The organism is Rhodococcus globerulus, assembly GCF_019334125.1.
Lineage (GTDB): Bacteria > Actinomycetota > Actinomycetes > Mycobacteriales > Mycobacteriaceae > Rhodococcus_F > Rhodococcus_F globerula.
Genome location: NZ_CP079698.1, coordinates 4,780,362 through 4,798,731, shown reverse-complemented (window position 1 = coordinate 4,798,731; position 18,370 = coordinate 4,780,362). Strand labels below are relative to the sequence as shown.

The 18,370-nt window shown below is 61.3% G+C and carries 15 protein-coding genes and 1 pseudogene; 6 read left to right on the top strand and 10 right to left on the bottom strand.

Going from position 1 to position 18,370, the window contains the following annotated elements; all coding sequences use genetic code 11:
- Window positions 1-112: 112 nt before the first annotated feature.
- The 4 genes from KYT97_RS21840 to KYT97_RS21825 are packed head-to-tail and all read right to left on the bottom strand — an operon-like array spanning window position 113 to window position 4,461.
- Window positions 113-760 (bottom strand): acetoacetate decarboxylase family protein, encoded by a 648-nt coding sequence (locus KYT97_RS21840; RefSeq protein WP_219110667.1) that lies wholly within the window; start codon window positions 758-760, stop codon window positions 113-115.
- Window positions 744-2,459, bottom strand: a complete 1,716-nt coding sequence (locus KYT97_RS21835; RefSeq protein ID WP_219110666.1) for a GMC oxidoreductase — start codon at window positions 2,457-2,459, stop codon at window positions 744-746. Before KYT97_RS21835 ends, KYT97_RS21840 begins: the two co-directional genes overlap by 17 nt.
- Window positions 2,456-3,940, bottom strand: coding sequence for a flavin-containing monooxygenase (locus tag KYT97_RS21830; protein WP_172937708.1), 1,485 nt, complete (start codon window positions 3,938-3,940; stop codon window positions 2,456-2,458). Before KYT97_RS21830 ends, KYT97_RS21835 begins: the two co-directional genes overlap by 4 nt.
- The gene (locus KYT97_RS21825; protein WP_230590310.1) at window positions 3,937-4,461 is read right to left on the bottom strand and encodes a TetR/AcrR family transcriptional regulator; all 525 of its coding nucleotides are present in this window, start codon (window positions 4,459-4,461) and stop codon (window positions 3,937-3,939) included. The genes KYT97_RS21830 and KYT97_RS21825 overlap by 4 nt, the downstream gene beginning before the upstream one ends.
- A gap of 177 nt (window positions 4,462-4,638) precedes the next feature.
- Between KYT97_RS21825 and KYT97_RS21820 the strand changes: the two genes are divergently transcribed.
- Together KYT97_RS21820 and KYT97_RS21815 are read left to right on the top strand one after the other, a co-directional pair.
- Window positions 4,639-5,889 carry an oxygenase MpaB family protein gene (locus KYT97_RS21820; RefSeq protein ID WP_219110665.1) on the top strand — a complete coding sequence of 417 codons (1,251 nt, stop codon included), beginning with the start codon at window positions 4,639-4,641 and terminating at the stop codon, window positions 5,887-5,889.
- 10 nt (window positions 5,890-5,899) lie between these two features.
- Window positions 5,900-6,955 (top strand): lipocalin-like domain-containing protein, encoded by a 1,056-nt coding sequence (locus KYT97_RS21815; RefSeq protein WP_095887731.1) that lies wholly within the window; start codon window positions 5,900-5,902, stop codon window positions 6,953-6,955.
- Between the two features lie 33 nt (window positions 6,956-6,988).
- Here KYT97_RS21815 and KYT97_RS21810 read toward each other — a convergent pair whose 3' ends face one another.
- Complete coding sequence (locus KYT97_RS21810) at window positions 6,989-7,540, bottom strand: TetR/AcrR family transcriptional regulator (protein ID WP_033235901.1); 552 nt, start codon at window positions 7,538-7,540, stop codon at window positions 6,989-6,991.
- A gap of 387 nt (window positions 7,541-7,927) precedes the next feature.
- Here KYT97_RS21810 and KYT97_RS21805 point away from each other — a divergent pair, with 387 nt between their 5' ends.
- Window positions 7,928-9,556 (top strand): multicopper oxidase family protein, encoded by a 1,629-nt coding sequence (locus KYT97_RS21805; RefSeq protein ID WP_342393894.1) that lies wholly within the window; start codon window positions 7,928-7,930, stop codon window positions 9,554-9,556.
- A 14-nt stretch (window positions 9,557-9,570) separates the two neighbouring features.
- On the opposite strand, the gene KYT97_RS21800 is transcribed toward KYT97_RS21805, so the two are convergent.
- From KYT97_RS21800 to KYT97_RS21790, 3 genes are read right to left on the bottom strand one after another with little or no spacing between them, the layout of a single operon-like run.
- The gene (locus KYT97_RS21800; RefSeq protein WP_219110663.1) at window positions 9,571-10,467 is read right to left on the bottom strand and encodes a hydroxymethylglutaryl-CoA lyase; all 897 of its coding nucleotides are present in this window, start codon (window positions 10,465-10,467) and stop codon (window positions 9,571-9,573) included.
- 1 nt (window position 10,468) lies between these two features.
- Window positions 10,469-11,683, bottom strand: coding sequence for a CaiB/BaiF CoA transferase family protein (locus tag KYT97_RS21795; protein ID WP_172937702.1), 1,215 nt, complete (start codon window positions 11,681-11,683; stop codon window positions 10,469-10,471).
- A 38-nt stretch (window positions 11,684-11,721) separates the two neighbouring features.
- A complete protein-coding gene (locus tag KYT97_RS21790) occupies window positions 11,722-13,497 on the bottom strand; it encodes a multicopper oxidase family protein (protein WP_219113077.1) in 1,776 nt (591 codons plus the stop codon).
- 268 nt (window positions 13,498-13,765) lie between these two features.
- Here KYT97_RS21790 and KYT97_RS21785 point away from each other — a divergent pair, with 268 nt between their 5' ends.
- Entirely contained in the window at window positions 13,766-15,082 is a 1,317-nt protein-coding gene (locus tag KYT97_RS21785; protein WP_033235898.1) for an HNH endonuclease signature motif containing protein, read from the top strand.
- 83 nt (window positions 15,083-15,165) lie between these two features.
- Here KYT97_RS21785 and KYT97_RS21780 read toward each other — a convergent pair whose 3' ends face one another.
- Window positions 15,166-16,098 (bottom strand): oxygenase MpaB family protein, encoded by a 933-nt coding sequence (locus KYT97_RS21780; RefSeq protein WP_084702613.1) that lies wholly within the window; start codon window positions 16,096-16,098, stop codon window positions 15,166-15,168.
- 147 nt (window positions 16,099-16,245) lie between these two features.
- On the opposite strand from KYT97_RS21780, the gene KYT97_RS21775 reads away from it, so the two are divergent.
- Both KYT97_RS21775 and KYT97_RS31295 read left to right on the top strand, forming a co-directional pair.
- Complete coding sequence (locus tag KYT97_RS21775) at window positions 16,246-16,887, top strand: TetR/AcrR family transcriptional regulator (protein WP_033235896.1); 642 nt, start codon at window positions 16,246-16,248, stop codon at window positions 16,885-16,887.
- 43 nt (window positions 16,888-16,930) lie between these two features.
- Window positions 16,931-17,271 (top strand): annotated as a pseudogene (locus KYT97_RS31295) (Imm51 family immunity protein).
- 63 nt (window positions 17,272-17,334) lie between these two features.
- Here KYT97_RS31295 and KYT97_RS21765 read toward each other — a convergent pair.
- A complete protein-coding gene (locus KYT97_RS21765) occupies window positions 17,335-18,369 on the bottom strand; it encodes an aspartate-semialdehyde dehydrogenase (protein ID WP_045066523.1) in 1,035 nt (344 codons plus the stop codon).
- Window position 18,370: the final 1 nt, after the last annotated feature.

Sequence of the window (18,370 nt, the reverse complement as noted above, 5' to 3'; positions counted from 1 at the left end):
GGGCCCCACCCCATTGTCGCTGCGAGCGACCTACCGCCGAGAGGCGCCTGTGGGGCGTCGACGCCGAAGGCCGTACAGCGTTTTGCTGTACGGCCTTCACCTGTTTCTCGGTCTAGACGCGCTTGGCGGGGCCCGTCCTCATCCTTCCGTCCGTGATGACAATTCCGTGGTGCGAGCCTGCTAACAGCCAGTTCGGCAAGGTCGATCCCTCGGATTCGACGTCGACGCGCGCGTAACGGAATCTGCCCGTGAGCCGCGCCGACGCGAGAGCCAACCGCCCGCCCTCGGTGGGTTGCGCAAACCCCAGAGCTCCTACGATGGGCAGGCGCGGCCCCTTTGCCCGCGCAGTGGTGTTCACCTGCCAACCGTCCCCCTTCGCAGCCACACGGCCCAGGACATCCCCGTCGAACTGCGCGAGAACCTTCGGCAGTTCCCAATGGGTGCGGCCACCGTGCACCGAAGATTCCGAATCCACTGCGATGAAGGGCACCGCCATCCGAGGTATCTGCCCGATCCGCCTACCCGGCGCCCGCAGGACCGGACTCGCCAGGATTTCTCGATACGGCCCCACCGGAGAGTCCAGATAATCGACCATCATCGCCAAGGTCATCGGGATAGTTCTGCCCTCCGGCCCGAGTTCACGTGCCGCCGACGTGCTCCGATGCCACCACAACGTGGCCCGCACCCGCGCCGGCCACGGCGGCGGATCACTCGCCGGCCAGTCCGTGCGTTCGCTTGCAGATTCAGGGACGCTCCACATCGGGCACCTTCTCGGTTGGAAAAATCAGGGGAAGTCTCAGGGCGCCCGAAGCATGCTCGGGCACTACCGGATTGGACGGCGGTGTCGGGACGAGCCGAACGTACGGATCACCTACAGCCGGCCGGGCGTCATCTCTGCCGGCGTTCGGCCACAGCGCGCACGCCCGCTCAGCTTGAGCGGTGATGGTCAGCGAGGGGTTCACACCAAGATTGGCACTCACCACCGAGCCGTCCATCACGTGTAACCCGTTGTGCCCGTACGCGCGCAGATAAGGATCTACCACGCCGGTCGACGGCGAATCACCTATCGCGCACCCACCGAGGAAGTGTGCCGTCATCGGAATATTCACGATTTCGGCGATGGAACCACCTGGATCACCGTCGATCTTCTGCGCAACTTTACGAATAGCAGTGTGACCTTGTGGAATCCACGTCGGTGGCGGATCACCGGGGCCGGGGCGACTGGTCAGAGAACGCCCGAACCTTCTTGTGTTCTTCGACAGTTCGAGCGAATTGTCGTCCGTCTGCATGACCAGCGCGATGACAGTCCGCTCGGACCAGTTCCGCACAGATAAAGACCGGGCAAATGCGCTCGGGTGACGTGCGGCAACTGCCAGCGTCTTCAGGACTCGCGGCACCTTGCCGCCGCCGTCGCTGAGAACAGTCTGCAGGAGACCTATTGCATTGCTGCCCTTGCCGTATCGCACAGGTTCGATGTGCGTGTGATCGTCCGGATGGAACGACGACGTGATCGCAACGCCCTGCGTGAAATCGCGTCGACGGGACTTCGATGTTGCCGCAAGCACCGCTTCGGAATTGGTCCGAACCACAGTGCCCAGTGCATTCGACAGATGCGGCAGCGCTCCGGATTCCTTCATCCCGAGCAACAATCGCGCTGTCCCGTAGGTACCAGCAGCCACTACCACCTGGTCGGCGGTGAAAATCTGTTCGCGCTTTCGAATACCGTCGGTCCGGCGCGCGAGAAGTTGATACCCACCGCCCTTGCGTGGCCGAAGTTCCCGCACAGTGGTCAGCGGATGAACTCGCGCCCCGGCATGTTCGGCCAAGTGCAGATAATTCTTGACCAATGTGTTCTTCGCACCGACACGGCACCCCGTCATGCAGCCACCGCATTCGGTACACCCGGTTCTCTCCGGTCCTTTGCCTCCGAAGAACGGATCGGGCACCGACACTCCGGCGTCCCCGAAGAAGACGCCAACAGGGGTAGACGTGAATGTCTCGCCCACACCCATTTCTTCCGCGACTTCCTTCATTACGGCGTCGGCGGGCGTGAACGAAGGGTTGGTTCGCACCCCGAGCATTCGTTTCGCCTGGTCGTAGTACGGCGCCAACTCGTCATGCCAGTCGGTGATGTGCTCCCATTGACGATCCTCGAAGAACCGCTTGGGCGGCTGATACAGGGTGTTGGCGTAGTTGAGTGATCCGCCACCAACTCCGGAACCCGCCATGACCAGAACATCCGGGAGCAGGTGAATACGTTGAACCCCGTAGCACCCGATCCACGGTGCCCACAAGTACTTTCGCAGACGCCAGCTGGTTTCGGGGAGCTCGTCGTCGGCGAATCTGCGACCAGACTCGAGCACTCCGACGCGATAGCCCTTCTCCGTCAGACGAAGAGCGGCGACGCTACCGCCGAACCCCGACCCGATGACTACGACGTCGTAGTGCGTTGCCGTCATGCCTCGACGCTTTCGATCTTCCGGGCCGAGTAGTTCTCCCGATCGAAATTCCCCAGCAGAGAACGGAATGTGAAAGTGAACGTCGGCCACTGCACCGAGTTACGCCCCTCCGCATCGATGTACCAACTCGAGCAGCCGCCCTTGTTCCACACCGTGCGCTTCAATTCGTGCTGAATTCCCTTGTTGTACTGCACCTGTACCGACTCATTGACGTCGAGGGCGTCGAGCCCCTCCCGCTTCATGGTGTTCAACGCGTCGTTGACGTACTCGGCCTGAGACTCGAGCATGTACACGATCGAGCTGTGGCCGAGGTTGGTGTTGGGACCGTACATCAGGAACAGATTCGGGAAGCCGCTGACCGTCGTTCCCTTGTACGCGCTGGGGCTACCGTTCCACTGTTCGGCCAGCGTTGCACCGCTCCTCCCCGTTATCAGGTGTGCGACAGGTGGTTCCGTCGGCGTGAATCCCGTCGCAAAAATGATGGTGTCGACTTTGTGCTCGATTCCGTGCCCGTCGACCACTCCGTCTTCGGTGACCGAGACGAGCCCACTGTCGACTAGGCTCACGTCCGCCCGATCGAGAGTTCGCAACCAGTCGTTGGACAGGAGCATTCGCTTACAGCCGATGGTGAAATCGGGAGTCAATTTCCGGCGCAACCCGGGGTCTTTCACCTGCCGACGCAGGTGCGCCTTTGCCACCATCTCGAAAGCCGGTAAAACCCAGGTGGCATGCGACATCGCCGCACCCAAAGCTTCCCGAAAGCCGTAGACGGTACCGCGAACAGCCTTCTGCGCAGCGGGGACCTTGGTGTACAGAGCCTTTTGAATTGGGGGGAGTGATCTATCCGCCCGCGGAATCACCCAGGCAGGAGTTCGCTGGAACACGGTGACATGAGTAGCCTCCTCCACAATTTCGGGAACGAATTGCACTGCCGAGGCGCCGGTACCGATCACCGCGATGCGCTCACCGCGCAGGTCGTGCTCGTGGTTCCACGTCGCGGAATGGAAAGTGGTACCGGAGAATTGGTCGAGACCGGGAAAGTCGGGAACCTTGGGCGTGGACAGCGCTCCGGTCGCAGCGACCAGAGCCTTCGCCGTCAACGCTCCTTGGGACGTCTGTATGTGCCACAGTGACATTCCCTCGTCCCAGATCGCGGCCTCGAGTTCGCAGTTCAGAACCACTCGATCTCCCACGCCGGTATCGGCGGCCACCTTCTTCAGGTAGGCATAGATCTCGGGCTGACGTGCAAAGGTATGACTCCAGTCTGCGCTCGGGGCAAAGGAATACGAGTACAACGCCGTCGGCACATCACACGCACAACCGGGGTAGGTGTTGTCTCGCCACGTGCCACCGACGTCGGCGGCTCGCTCGATCAACACCACATCCGCTGCCGGGTCATCGCGAAGAACTCTGGCCGCCAGACCCATACCGGCGAATCCGGCACCGACGATCAGTGTTTCGACATGTTCGGGAAGTTTCACTTGTTCTCCACTCGGGATTGCCAGGCCGGTAGCAGCCGCGCGCGCAGCGCTTCGTCGGCTTCCGGGGTACGGAACAGGGCTGACACCGCAAGCCCTCGGACAAGTTCGACAGTCAATTCGACTGCCTCGGAGTCGAAGCGATCACCGAAGACTTCGGCGCTACCGAACTCGAGCGCCTCACTCACCTTGCGCTCGAGTGGCACAGTCGCCGCATGCAGTGCGGGGTCGGTGCGCGCCGCCACCCACAGTTCGAGGGCTGCATAGAACAGTGGACCGGAAAACGCGTCGGCCAGTATCTCCAGTCCGCGGCCACTGTCCACCTCTGCCGAAAGGATTTCCGCCAGCCGTTTGTCCACCAGGTATTCGACAGCGGCGACGACCAGAGATTCCTTGGTCGGGAAATGATGGAGCTGAGTACCGCGGGATACACCCGCTCGCCGAGCGATCTCCTGGGTGCTTGTCCGCGCGTAACCCAGTTCGACCAGCGATTCAATGGCTGCGTCGAGTAGTCGCCCACGCATCGTGGCTGTACGTTCTGCCTGCGTACGGCTTACTTTCACATCGGAAGTGGTCTCGGTCACATGATGACTGTAGATCGAAAACATAAAACAGTCCAGGCTGACTTCAAATAAACTTTCGCAATCAGTACCATACGGTATAGTATGGTTGATCTCGCGACTCTGCTATCAGGCGGTGACATGACAGCAAGCGATCGAACCCCTACGGCATTCCCCTATTGGGAAGGCATACAAAAACCCGGAATCGCGCGAGCACGCACAATCGTCAAAAAGCTGACCGGTGCCGACATCTTCCCCACTACCGAACAGGCACAACAGTTCTGTGATGATCTCTTCACCGGAGATCCCGTCGCCGAACGATTTGTCGACGAGGTCTATCGCGGCGAGACCGGGGCGAAAACCGGCCGCGCCATGCTCGAAACCGCCCTTACCCATGGCATCGACGCCGTGCCGGAGGCTCCGGAATCCATGCGCGCACTCTTCGAGGAATTCGAAACGGTACCGGCCTGGGTTGATCCGGCACTGGTCGAGCAGGGCGCTGCAATCTGGCGGCGCTGGGGCACAATGCTGTTCAGTTTCGCGGGCGCGGAAACACTGGAGATCTACACCGAATCCGCAGTTGCCACTCCGCTCTCCCTCGCCGGCGGGTATGCGGGCGACAACGCATTACGCCGGTTCCTCGAAACCTGCCGATTCTGGATCGACGTATCCCAACCGGGCGCACTGCTCCAACCTGGATCCGCCGGTCGCGCAACAGCTCTCAGGGTTCGCGTGATGCACGTGTCCGTGCGGTCGCGAGTAGCCAATCACCCGGAATGGGATACCTCGAAGTGGGGGCTTCCTATCAGTCAGAGCTACATGCTCCTGACTTTGATCGCCGGCAGCGTCACCCCTGGCCTCGCACTGTGGACACTCGGCTACCACACGACGCCGTCCGAGATCCGGGCTCTGATCCACTTCCAGAAGTACATGGGACACCTTTTGGGGGTGCGCACCACGTGGTACCCGGAAACTGCCACGGATTCCCTACGCGCACTGGCCATGACGATCGTGTCGCGGTCCTACGACTCCGGCAAGCACGGCAGTGAGTTGATCGAGAGTTACCCGAAGGCTTTTGCGCCACGCGACGGCCACCGCGGACTCACCCGGCTACGAGAGGCGTACAACTTTCGCATCAATTCGGTGTACGCCGCGATGTTCATGGCCCCTGGTACACGGCGCAAGTACCGGATGCCCGGTGTCATTCCCTGGCTACTCATACCCGTCCTGAGATTGCCACTCATCACCGCGATGGAATTGATCAGGCGCTGCGTCCCCGGAACCGGCGCGATCGTGGAAAAGGTGATGGTCAAGCACCGCGAAAACTGGTACCAGGCACAAATGAAGGGCCGCGAGGCCACATTCGATGCAAGTGGCGCACTACGACGATAGGAGTCGCTCGATGACGACAATGAATATCGTGGAAGCGTGGAACGGACCGGGACGCAAAGACGGTGAGATCACTCGAACGCACCCGAGCGACAACGGCGCGCATCCATCAGACAACAAGTTTGCTTTCGAACACTGGTACTTCGACGCTCACCTCGACAGTGGGCACATCGTGGTTGCGATGCTACAACTGCGCGAACTCGTCAATCGCAAACCCGGAATCGAAATCCATATCTATTCCCCGGACGGTACGCGCCGGGAAGTCGTCAAGCCGTATTCCTCCGCCGACGTCAGTGCATCAACGGACAAGTGCGATGTTCGGATAGGCCCGAACAGCGCTGTAGCCGAATTCGATTCGGGAGACCTGCCGGTACACAGAGTGCATCTCGAAGAAGAAGACATTGTGTTCGATCTCGAATTTCGCAACGAGGTACCGAGTTGGATGCCCGGACGCGGACAGACCACGTACGGGGACACCGAGTTCTTCGCCTGGGTTGTCGGCGCACCGCGCGCCTCGGTGACGGGCACCGTCACTATCGGCGGCGCCACACTCGATGCCCGTGGTCGCGGCTATCACGACCACAACTGGGGCGTCGGGGACATGAAGCGGATCATCGATCGCTGGTACTGGGGGCGGTTGTATGTCGACGACTTCTCACTGGTCTACGCCACCGTGCACACCCAGAAGAAATACGGCGAGCACTGGTCGCTGCCGCTGATGCTGGCCCGCGGTGACAGTGTCGTTCTGAGCAACGGTGAACTGGAAATGACCGAAGGGCCGACGGTCTTCCACGACGTCGCGAATCGCTCGTTTCCGTCGACGCTGCGTCTGCACATTCCGGGGTCGGTGGATCTCACGCTGACGGTGCGCGAGGTAGTTCATGCGCACGACTTCCTGGCTGACGTTCCGGTAGCCCGAACCCGACTGGTCAAGCCCGTACTGAATCGACTTCTCGGCCGCCCCGGATATTTTCGTTTCCGTTCCGACTTCGTTCTGAAGGTGACGATCGACGGAGAAATGATCGAGCGGACAGGATCAACTCTGCACGAGATGGTTGCGCTCAAATGAGCGATCAGGCATTCGAGTGTGGACGTTGCGCCATCAGCTTTCCTGCGTCAGCAACGTGAAGATTTTTCGGAGCTCGGCGCTGGTGGGCGTCGGGAGACTGCCTCGGCCGTGCACGAATCCGATTCCGGCATACACCAGAGCACCTGCCCGCAGGCGTGCACCTTCGGCGTCAAAATTCAACTCCAACAGTGCTTCCTGGATGATATCGAAGATTCGTTGATCGAGCTGACGCACAGCCTCGGCGACTTTCTCGTCACTTCGTGCCCATTCTCGCACCGCGATCTCGACGGACCAATTACGCTCGTCGATCAGCAGTTGGGCCATCATCTCGAATCGCTGCTCCACCGGAATTGATTCGACAGACGCGAGCCCTCGCACAGCGTCGTTCTGTGTGCCGCACCAATAGTCGGCCATCGCTTCCATCAGCGCGCCGAGATCGTCGAAATGCCAGTAGAAGCTGCCTTTGGTGACTCCGAGTTCGTCGCACAACGTGGAAATCTTGACCCCGGAAACCCCCTCTCGCACGAGAAGATCAAAGGCCGCGTCGAGCCAACTCTCGACGCTCAGACGGTTGGCCCGCGCCATCAGCGCAGGCCGTTCTCGCGGGCGCGTTCAGTTCTCACTCTCACTCCTCGATCATAGATGCCTACGGCTGGTCCATCGCATCACTGCGTGACACCACGTCCACCTTTACAGCGCCAGTTCGTTGCCTGACCTACGCCACGGGTGATTCGAATTCTCCTGCACCGAGCTGCATTTCACCGAGTTGTGGACATAGCCGACATCCATACCATACGGTGCGGTATGGAAGACTGAATCTCGGAGGAGGTGCAATCGGTGAGCCAAAGGTTCACGAGGCGTGCTTTGTTTCGTGCGATCGGCCTCGCTGGAACCAGCGCGGCTTTGGTGTCGGCTACGCATACTCCGACCCGGAGCGAACTGCGCAGTCCACTGATCTTTCACTCACCTCCCATGACGCCCTTCGTCGACGAACTCCCCCGGCCGCGTGTTATTTCCGGAACCACTCTCTCACTCGACGCCGCTGTACACCGCCACCAATTCCACCGGGATTTCGATGCTGTGCCGTCGCTGGGGTTCGGCGGTGACCACTACCTGGGCCCCACCATCGAATGCCATGTCGGAGAGGCACTCACACTGAACTTCACCAACCGGCTCGAACGCCATCCACTGGCAGACGACATGGACACCAGCATCCACGGAGTCACCGAAGATCACCGGCTGGCTCCCCCGTCGTCGCTGCACCTTCACGGCGGTGTCACACCACCCGGCAGCGATGGGCATCCGCTTCTAGCCATAGCTCCCGGACGCAGCATCACTCACCATTTTCCGAACGAACAGCACGCGGGCCATTTGTGGTACCACGATCACGCCATGGGCATCACCCGCTTGAATGTCTACGCCGGGTTGGCCGGTCAGTATTTCCTGCGTGACGAATTCGACACCGGCCGAGAGGGAAACCCACTGGGACTACCCGCCGAAGAGTACGAGATGCCCCTGATTCTCCAGGAGAAGATCTTCACGGCCGACGGGTATCAATCCGTGCGTTCCACCCCGATCGTTCCGCAGGGTTCCTGGGAGGGCGGTGCCGTCGGAGACGTCGGTGTGGTTAACGGCAAGGTATGGCCGCGGATGAATGTGGCACGCGGTTTGTACCGTTTCCGCATCATCAATGCCGGGTCGTACAGCGTGTGGAACCTGCACTTCAGCAACGGGATGCACTTCGCGGTCATCGGCAACGAACATGGCCTACTCGACGCTCCGGTACGCACGACAAGCTTTCGGCTTTCACCCGGCGAACGCATCGACGTGCTCGTGGATTTCACCGGCTTCCGCGCAGGTGATGCCGTCGAATTGATCAACGACGAGCAACCACCCTTCCAGGCTGCAATGCTCGGCGAGGTAGCGATGCCGGTGTTCTGCCGTTTTGTCGCCGATTCCCGTCGCGGGTTCATCGGCACTGTGCCGAACTCGCTTCGCGGCGGCGCACGGCAACCGTCGGCGCTTCCGCCGCTCGAGGTTCCCACGGTGATCCGAACGGTGACCGTCTCTCAGCCGTACGTACTCCGCCTGCCTCCGGCCATCATGTCTCTCAACAATCTGCGCTTCGACAGCACCGACATCGAAATGCCCCGGCAGGGCACCGTAGAACAATGGGACATCGTCAACATCACGCCCGATCCGCATCCCATCCACCTTCACCTTGTGATGTTCCGCATTCTCGGACGCGCACCCTTGAAGACCCTCGAATATCAAGCGGCACATCCTCAACCGCCCATCGGTTACAAGTGGACGCCTGCTGCCGACGGATTTCTCGGGGGCCCCATGATCGGGCCGGCGCAGTGGGAGTCCGGATGGAAGGACACCGTGCGGATCGACGGCGGCACCGTCACCCGAATCATCGTAAGGTTCCCCACCGCCGAGGAACTCGGATTCGATCCGGACGCATTATTCAGCCCGGCCGCCACAGCTCATTCCGGCCATTACCCTGCGGCACAACAGATCCAGGGCTATGTGTGGCACTGTCATATTCTCGACCACGAGGACCACGACATGATGCTGAAATATCGTACGGTCCGATGACCTCGACGCTCCCACTACCTGATCCGGTCACCCGCTCGCAGGAGGTTGCTGGGAACGGCATGACCCACAATCTCTTCCGCGACACCTGCCGCGCGGATGGACGCGTCCAGATCGATGCCCGTCGCAATGCCCATGTCGCCCAGCATGTAGACCAGTTCTTCGGTGGCGATGTTTCCACTGGCGCCGGGAGCAAATGGGCAACCACCCAGCCCACCCGTGGAGGCGTCGAGGTTCCGAACTCCGTGCTGCACCGCTGTCAGCGCGCAGGCAAGACCACTGCCGCGTGTGTTGTGGAAATGAACACCTAAATTGAAGTCGCCGACATGGGCGTCAACCGCATCGATCAACTGCGCGACGCGTCCCGGAGTTGCCGTGCCGATAGTATCCGCGATCGAGAACTGATCGGCGCCGAATTCCCTGGCCTGCTCCGCAATCCGCAACACTCGATCAGGATGGGTAGGTCCGTCGAACGGGCAGTCCCACGCCGTCGAAACGATGACTTCGACTCGACCTCCGGCGTCGTGAACAATCTTGACCACCTCCCCAATTCGTTCGGCGGCCTGCTCGGTGGTGGATCGAGTATTGGCTTCACTGTGACCGTTCGAGGCGGAGACGACATATTCGACGGTTCCCATACCGGCCGCTACCGCCCGTTTTGCGCCGCCGATTCCGGCCACCAACGCGGAGAACTCGACACCTGGCCACCGGTGCAGTTCTGCTGCCAGCGCTTCTGCGTCGGCTAGAGCCGGAACGGCGCGCGGTGACACGAATGACGTGGCCTCGATGCGCGGAACACCGGTTGCAACAAGAGCTTCTACGAGTCGAAGTTTCTCCGACAATGGCACCGGGGCCTCGATCTGGAGCCCGTCGCGCGGACCCACTTCACGAATGCTGACTTCGGTAACCGTCATGTCAGATCACTCCCTTCTCGAGCAACGTTGCTTGCTCGTCGTCCGAAAGCCCGAGGAGTCCACCCCAGACGGAGGCGTTGTCCTGACCCGGCGACGACGCTCCCGCATTCCGCACAGAACCTGGTGTCTCACTGAAGGTCGGCACAACGCCCAAGCCCAGGACGTCCTCACCGATCCGGTCGTCGTAGTGACCGACCAGCATTCCGCGCTCGATCAACTGTGGATCCTTGACCACGTCTTCGACGGTATTGATCGGTCCGGCAACAACTCCCACCTCCGTCAGACGCTCCACCAGACTGCTGGGGTCCTGCAGCGCGACCCACGCGCCGATCAACTCGTCGAGCTCGTCCTGATGTTTGCCGCGCGCAACATGATTGGAGAATCGGTCGTCCTGCGCCAGTTCCGGTCGACCCATTATCGTGCACAGCCGCACGAAGAGCGTGTCCTGATTGGCCGCGATGACCACCCAGTTTCCCTCGGAGGTCTGATAGATGTTGGAGGGCGCGATTCCTTCGAGCCTGGTTCCCGAGGGTTGACGGATGATGCCGCCGCGATCGTAGTCGGGAATCGTCGATTCCTGCACTGCCAGACACGATTCTGTGAGTGCAACGTCCACAACCTGGCCGCGGCCGGTTCGCTCACGGGACAGAAGCGCCGCCAGCACACCTTGTACCGCGAACATCCCGCCGAGCGAATCCCCGAGCGAGAGTGCGATACGCGGCGGTGCCTGGCCGGGATAACCGTTCAGGTGCCGGAAACCGCTGACAGCTTCGGCCACCGAGGCATACCCAGCACTCTTGGCCTTCGGCCCGGTCTGCCCATACCCGGATACTCTGGCCAGCACCAGTTTCGGATTGCGCTCGCTGAGCACGTCGAACCCCAGACCCCACTTCTCGAGAGTGCCCGGGCGGAAGTTCTCGACCACGACATCCGCGTGTTCGACCAGATCCAGAAACAGTTCCCGACCTTTCTCGACCCGCAGATCCAGCGTGACACAGCGCTTGTTGCGGGCGTGGACCGTCCAGAAGAATCGGTGACCGTCCTGCTCCGCCTGTCCCCAGGTGCGAAGCGGGTCTGGGCGATCCGGCGACTCGATCTTGATCACGTCGGCACCCATGTCGCCGAGCAGTTTCCCGGCGAAGGGTCCGGCAATCAACGTGCCGAGCTCGATTACCCGGTATCCGTCCAGGGGCCCGGTGGGCGCACCTTCCGACACAGCAGCCTCCTCGTGGGAACGTCTCTCCCTACGAAAGGTTACGTCACCAGCCGATACCTCAACATCATGTCGTGATCCTCGTGATCGAGCATGTGGCAGTGCCAGACGTACCCTTGCAGATCGCCTGATCCACCACCGTGTCCACTGTGTTCCATCGCAGGTTCCTCCATCGCAGGATCTACCACCACAGCTCGGGGGAACGTGGCGTCGGGATCGAAGCCCAGTTCGTCGGCCGTCGGGAAGCGCACGATGATGCGCGTGATGGAGTTGGCATCCACGATGACGGTATCCTTGGCGCCCGTCTCCCACACTTCCGGCGCCCGCATCGGCGAGGTCACGAAATCGTCCGCCGACGGCGTCCAGCGCGTCCCGAGATCCGGCAACGGGTACGCAGCCGTGTACGCAGGTGTGTTGATGCTCTGCCTACCCAAGACCCGGAAAGTCACCAGGTGTAGGTGAATCGGATGCGGCTCTGTTGTGACGTTGATCAGATTCCACTGCTCGACGGTTCCCTGACGCGGCAATTCGATATCCGAGTCGGTATACCGCAAGTTGTTGAGCGACATGGTGATCGACGGATAGCTCGACGGCCGGGACAGTTGCATGATCGTCAGATTGCGGACTACGTCGGGCACGGCCGGGGGTGGTGGGGCAGCGGAACTCAATTGCTGCGGCACCGACCCGGTGAAACCCTTCGCGCTACTCACGTCGAACCGCGCGAACAGGGGCATCACCTGCGTACCGCGTTGCGCCACAGCCAAAGGCACCGGTTCATCGTTGCGCAGTTCCACACTGGTACCCGGTTCGAGCAAGCCGAAGTCGACCAGGAGATCAACCCGCTCGCCCGGGCTCAGACGCACATGATCCGTCGGCGCTGACGCTGCGAGCAATCCGGATTCGGAGCCGATCACCCAGAATCGCATACGATTTCCGAAGTACAGATTCCACACCGAGTACGACGCGGCATTGAGGACACGCAGGCGGTACAACCCCCGCGCCACTTCGATTCTGGGCCACACAACGCCGTTCACCACGCCAACGTCTCCGGGCGTCGCTGGATCCCAGGCACCCTGTGGTGTTGTCCACGTCGACCTGACGCTTTGCCGTCCGTCGGAGGTGAATACCTTGTCCTGCAATATCAGTGGCAGTTCGAACTCCCCCGACGGTAAGCCGAGCGGATTGCCGGCCGTACCGGTGTCGTAGTTGTCGCGAAGCAGATACATACCGGCCAAGCCCGCGTAGACGTTCAGCCGAGTCATCCCCATGGCGTGGTCGTGATACCAGTGATTACCGCTACCGCTGGGATTCCCGTTACCGGGGGCATTGCCGAACTCGTGCACCAATCCTTCGCCCGGACGCTGAATCAACTCGGGATTCCCGTCGTACTGCGGCGCGGTGACACCGCCATGCAGGTGCAGCGACGTGGGAACCTGTGTCCGATCGTTGTCGCTGAGACCGTGCAGACGCGAATCCACATCAGCGGCAAGAGGATGCGTGGTGATGTCGTTGGCGTACCGCAGCGTTAACGACTGCTCGACATGAGCCTCGATCGTCGGCCCGAGGTAGTCCATCCCGCCGTACCCCAGCGAAGGCGAAGGCGCCAGGTCAGGATGGAACCGGTGCATCGACGACGCGGCACGAAGCTCCAGGTCGCTACCGGCCAATTTCGGCGGAAATACCAGCGCCTCACGAAAGGGTTCCAACCGTGGCGAAGGCAATTGGAGCGGCCGCAGCGGGTCGATGTCAGGCAAAGCTGCGTGCGCAGATTCCCGAGCTGAAGCGGACCCCACCGACAGCGCGCCAAGTCCTGCCATCAATCCCAAGCCCTGCAGCACCGCGCGTCGACGGATCTTGTGCGGCTTGCCCACCACAGGTTCATCCACTACAGGCCCCTATCGCTGACGGCATCCGGACCGGATTACCCCTGCGGCTTCGAGGTCAAACACCGACTGCCTTCCGCCGAGGACTCGAAATCCTGATCGACGAGACCGAGTCGAGAGTTCGAGAAAACCCTTGAACTCGAAACTGTGTTCGATTAGGATGGAGTTATGCGGATCGGGGGATCCGAATCGGGGGAATTCAATGAGAATCGATACGTCAGATGTGGTTTCCGGTTCTGCCGTGGGATTACGGTCCAGGCTGTGGCAAGCGCCGGTAGCTGACCTTCGTTCGGCCGCAATCGAGGCGAGCGCGGAGATTTTGCGACTCGAAGCGATCCGCGTGGCCGTGGTCGACGAACTCTCGCTGCGCCCGGACGACCAGGTGCTCTGCTACCGCGGCGTCGGCCGATGGCTGGCAGCAAATACGATGCTGCAGATCCCTGCCGGAAACAAGATCGCCGCCCTTGGCGTCGCACTGCGGGCGTTTCCCGCAGTCGCACAACGCTTCGACGCCGGAGATTGCTCGTTCGATCATGCGGCACTGATTATTTCGTTCTGCGAGTCCCCACCAAAAGGAATGCCGGCCGAGGCACTTCCCCAGTGCATCGACGTTCTCCTGGCTGCAGCATCAGGAGTCGACGCGACAACAACCAAGCTGCGGTACGTCATCGCCACGTTGGAGCGAATGTTCGAGTCCGACAACATTCCACCGGCCGAAGATATCGACCGGAACGAGCTCCGGATCGCGTCGACGTTGAACGGTCGGGTTGTCGTTCGAGGCGATTTCGACGCCGTCACCGGCGAAATGATTCTCTCGGCCCTGTCGAATCTGACCATGCCCACCCCCGCTGCGGATGGAACCCCCGATGCCCGGTCGGCAGCCAAGCGAACAGCCGACGGATTCACCGAACTGATCCGCCGCTATCTCGATTGCGCAAAAACCGGTATCGACGGCGGCCAGCGGCCGCATCTGAACGTGCACATCAATGCCCGAGATCTCGCCGAACATCGCGACTGCGCGGCGCAGGAAGCCGTTGCAGAGGAAGAAGCTTCACTCGATCCGGACCTCTCCGATCTCGACGTGGGCCACATGCCGTGGATGGGACCACTGTCGGTCTCGCAGACCAGACTGCTCGGCTGCGACTGCTTCCTGTCGACAGTCCTACTCGACGACCACGGAGCGCCACTCGATGCGAGACCCGGAAAACGATTGGTCACAGCCGAACAACGGGTCGCATTGATCGCCCGGGACAAAGGCTGCGCCTTCCCAGGGTGTGAGTGCGTGCCGGCATGGACCGACGCCCACCATATCCGTCACTGGTCGAACGGCGGGCCGACGGTGATGAACAACCTTGTCCTGCTGTGTCGTTCACATCATCGGCTCATGCACCGCAAAACCGGATTTGTTGGCAAATGGGAGATTCGGATGGGCGCCGACAACAAACCCTGGTTCATTCCGCCGCCGGCGATCGACCCGCAGCAACACCCCAGACCGGCAAACAACACCTATCGAACCTGAGAAAACGTCTCAGGCACAACAGAACACGGCCGAGCACCGCATCGAAGGAGACCTCGATGCGGTGCCAAAAGCCGTGGGTTCAGTCAGACTGCCTGCGGAACTTTGGTGATGCGCGGGAATCGCTCCCGAATTTCCGCCGGCGTGACCACCCTCGGGTCGAGAGGTTGCTCGTCACGCAGATGACGCTCCAGCACCTTGCCGGTCATCGGCGCAATGACTTTCAGAGCAGCGGTCATATTCTTCGGCGAACTACCCACACGCACCGCAGTTCGCACTGCCGGTGCAATTGCCTTGTCCAGCAACGCCGGTTGATCAAATCCACCCATGGTTCGCATCCAGCCAGGCAATGTTGCGATTGTTGCCGGCGCGACCAATCGACTGAAAGTCGCGAACTTCGTTTTCCCCTGCGCCCTGGGCGTTCTCAGCAGATAGTGCATCGCTCGGTTGGCACGTTCGGAGGTACACAATCTGGGCCTGACTTCTGCAAAGTACTCACGTACCTCTTCGCGGGAGCGTGGAACGTCGGATGCCTTGCATGTCTGCAACTGCGCGGCAACTACACATTCCTCCCAGTACCGCTGCTCTTCGACGGCAGAAAGTGTACCCGGACCGTACATTTCGTAGCACTTGAGCACCGAATGCCAACCGGTCACATGGATCCAGAGTTGCGAGGCCGGATTGTTTGCACTGTAACGAGTTCCGGTGATCGGTTCGATGCCCGTGGCCTGAGCATGAACCGTCATGAGATGGTCGGACAAGGCCATCACCGTCCGCCCATCGGCGGTCGCGACGGTCAGGAAGTATGCCAGTGTTCGGTCGAGTCGCCCCGCTGGATCACTGTAGATACCACTCATATCTGCCACCGCCGCGGCAAGGAAGGGGTCGAAGTGCTCGAGCACCACCGACCGCTGGAAGCCGATCAATGCTGTCGGCGCGGCCCAGATCTTCCAACTGGGTGATCCTGGGCCGAAGAAGCCGTAATCCTCACGCGGTCGATCCATAGCCAGTCCAGACATTCGAGGTCCCCTTCATCTCTGCCGCCCCACCAACCACCATTGAATACAACGCCACCGTAACAATTGCGGACGCCGAATACAACGGTTGCGTATTATTCACGAAGAAGTGGCAGGCAGATTAGGGTGGGAGCGGAGGTGAGGCACACGATGACCAGGTCACAGGCAGACACAACGGACACACCGCGACGCAAATACGCCCCTCGCATGGCGCCGGAGCAACGACGCGAACAGCTCCTCGACGCAGCATTCGAGATCACCGGCCGCGTTGGCCTGCACAACCTCAGCATGGAATCCGTCGCTGCCGAAGCCGGCGTCGGCAAGCCTGTCCTCTACACGATTTTCGACACCAGGACCGATCTCGTCGCCGCACTCCTACGCCGCGAGCACGAGCGAGCCATCACTCAGGTGCTCGAAACCATGCCGACAGATCTGAGCGAGCTCGGCCCAGCGGCGTCATACACCGGGACCGTTGGCGCCTTCGTCGACGCCGTACTCGAGAACCCGACGCGCTGGCGCCTGATTCTGACGTCTGTCGAGAACGCCCCCAGCGAGTATCACGGCTTGCTGAAGCTCTCTCGCGGAGCTGTCTTCGCCCGCGCCGAAGAACTGGCGCGCGCCGGGATTGCCCTCGAACCGAAGCTCGAAGGCCTTGATCCGGTTCTCCTCGCACACACCATGATGTCGTTTGCCGAAATGCTCGGACGACTGGCCGTCAGCGACCCCGAAGCCTATACCCGAGAACGACTTTCCGCTTTTGCGGTTGCTCTCGCCCAGTCGGTCGGGCGTTAGCAGACCACTGAAACCTGTCGGTCGGATCTGCTTCAATACACGCATGACATCACCATCGATCGAACCGCTGCAGCTCTTCGAAACATCTCCCGGAAACTGGTCACTGATGCTCACCGACCAGCACTTCGGCAAGGTGGCAGCGGTATTCGAGCAGGTAGAGGGCTTCGAAGGTTCCGGCTACGACTGGGCGTCGGTGGCCCATGCCGTGGTGGGTCGGGATGCACAGCATCTTGAGGGCCGCTTCGGCACCGATCCGAAGCGGGCATGTTTGTTGCGTACGGCGGCGACCACGAAGCTCTTGGTGAACTCGGTGTGCTTCTCGCCAAGGCGTATTCGGATGCCGAGTACCTCGGCGGACTCGTCGCTATTTCCGAACTCGACTAGAACTCCCTATCGAAACGACATCGGCCCCACACCTAGGTGCGGGGCCGATACCGAACGAAAGATCTAGCCGACCAGCAGCTCGGCAATCTGAATCGTGTTGAGCGCGGCACCCTTACGCAGGTTGTCGCCCGAGACGAAGAGCGCGAGTCCGCGGCCTTCGGGGACACCCTCGTCCTGACGGATGCGACCGACCAGCGACGCGTTGCCACCGGCGGCGGCGAGCGGCGTCGGAACCTCGACCAGCTCGACGCCCGGAGCGTCGGCCAGCAGTTCCTTGGCGCGAGCAACCGAGAGCGGGTTGGCGAATTCCGCGTTGATCGCGAGCGAGTGCCCGGTCACGACGGGTACGCGCACGCAGGTGCCCGAAACCAACAGATCGGGAAGCCCGAGGATCTTGCGGCTCTCGTTGCGGAGCTTCTGATCCTCGTCGGTCTCGCCGCTGCCGTCATCGACCAGCGAACCTGCCAGCGGCAGGACGTTGAACGCGATGGGGGCGACGTAGTTGTTCGGGGCCGGGAACTCGACAGCGCTGCCGTCGTGAACCAGCTTCTCGGCGTCACCGACAACGGCGCGCACCTGGCCGAGGAGTTCCTCGACGCCGGCGATGCCGCTACCGGACACAGCCTGGTAGCTGGAGACGATCAATCGCTGCAGACCGGCTTCGTCGTGCAGAACCTTCAGCACCGGCATCGCTGCCATTGTGGTGCAGTTGGGGTTCGCGATGATGCCCTTGACCAGGTTCTTCGCGTCCTGCGGGTTGACTTCGCTGACCACGAGGGGAACCTCGGGATCCTTGCGCCATGCGGAAGAGTTGTCGACAACCGTCGCACCGGCCGCGGCAAAGCGCGGAGCCTGCGCACGGGACAGCGTCGCACCGGCGGAGAAGAGGGCGATGTCGATGCCCTTCAGATCCTCGTCGGACGTTGCTGCGGCATCCTCGACAACGATCTCTTCGCCGCGGAACGTCAGCTTCTTACCGGCGGAGCGTGCCGATGCAAAGAACCGCACCTTGTCCGCGGGGAAGTTACGTTCTTCGAGCAGAGTGCGCATGACGATGCCGACCTGACCGGTCGCACCGACAACAGCGATTGTTGTCATG

What these genes read in the sequence shown, in the direction of transcription:
- KYT97_RS21840 (WP_219110667.1), bottom strand. Translation starts at nt 760, where the DNA reads ATGTGGAGCGTCCCTGAATCTGCAAGCGAACGCACGGACTGGCCGGCG.
- KYT97_RS21835 (WP_219110666.1), bottom strand. Translation starts at nt 2,459, where the DNA reads ATGACGGCAACGCACTACGACGTCGTAGTCATCGGGTCGGGGTTCGGC.
- KYT97_RS21825 (WP_230590310.1), bottom strand. Translation starts at nt 4,461, where the DNA reads ATGCGTGGGCGACTACTCGACGCAGCCATTGAATCGCTGGTCGAACTG.
- KYT97_RS21820 (WP_219110665.1), top strand. Translation starts at nt 4,639, where the DNA reads ATGACAGCAAGCGATCGAACCCCTACGGCATTCCCCTATTGGGAAGGC.
- KYT97_RS21815 (WP_095887731.1), top strand. Translation starts at nt 5,900, where the DNA reads ATGACGACAATGAATATCGTGGAAGCGTGGAACGGACCGGGACGCAAA.
- KYT97_RS21810 (WP_033235901.1), bottom strand. Translation starts at nt 7,540, where the DNA reads ATGGCGCGGGCCAACCGTCTGAGCGTCGAGAGTTGGCTCGACGCGGCC.
- KYT97_RS21805 (WP_342393894.1), top strand. Translation starts at nt 7,928, where the DNA reads ATGACGCCCTTCGTCGACGAACTCCCCCGGCCGCGTGTTATTTCCGGA.
- KYT97_RS21800 (WP_219110663.1), bottom strand. Translation starts at nt 10,467, where the DNA reads ATGACGGTTACCGAAGTCAGCATTCGTGAAGTGGGTCCGCGCGACGGG.
- KYT97_RS21790 (WP_219113077.1), bottom strand. Translation starts at nt 13,497, where the DNA reads ATGGCAGGACTTGGCGCGCTGTCGGTGGGGTCCGCTTCAGCTCGGGAA.
- KYT97_RS21785 (WP_033235898.1), top strand. Translation starts at nt 13,766, where the DNA reads ATGAGAATCGATACGTCAGATGTGGTTTCCGGTTCTGCCGTGGGATTA.
- KYT97_RS21780 (WP_084702613.1), bottom strand. Translation starts at nt 16,098, where the DNA reads ATGTCTGGACTGGCTATGGATCGACCGCGTGAGGATTACGGCTTCTTC.
- KYT97_RS21775 (WP_033235896.1), top strand. Translation starts at nt 16,246, where the DNA reads ATGACCAGGTCACAGGCAGACACAACGGACACACCGCGACGCAAATAC.
- KYT97_RS21765 (WP_045066523.1), bottom strand. Translation starts at nt 18,369, where the DNA reads ATGACAACAATCGCTGTTGTCGGTGCGACCGGTCAGGTCGGCATCGTC.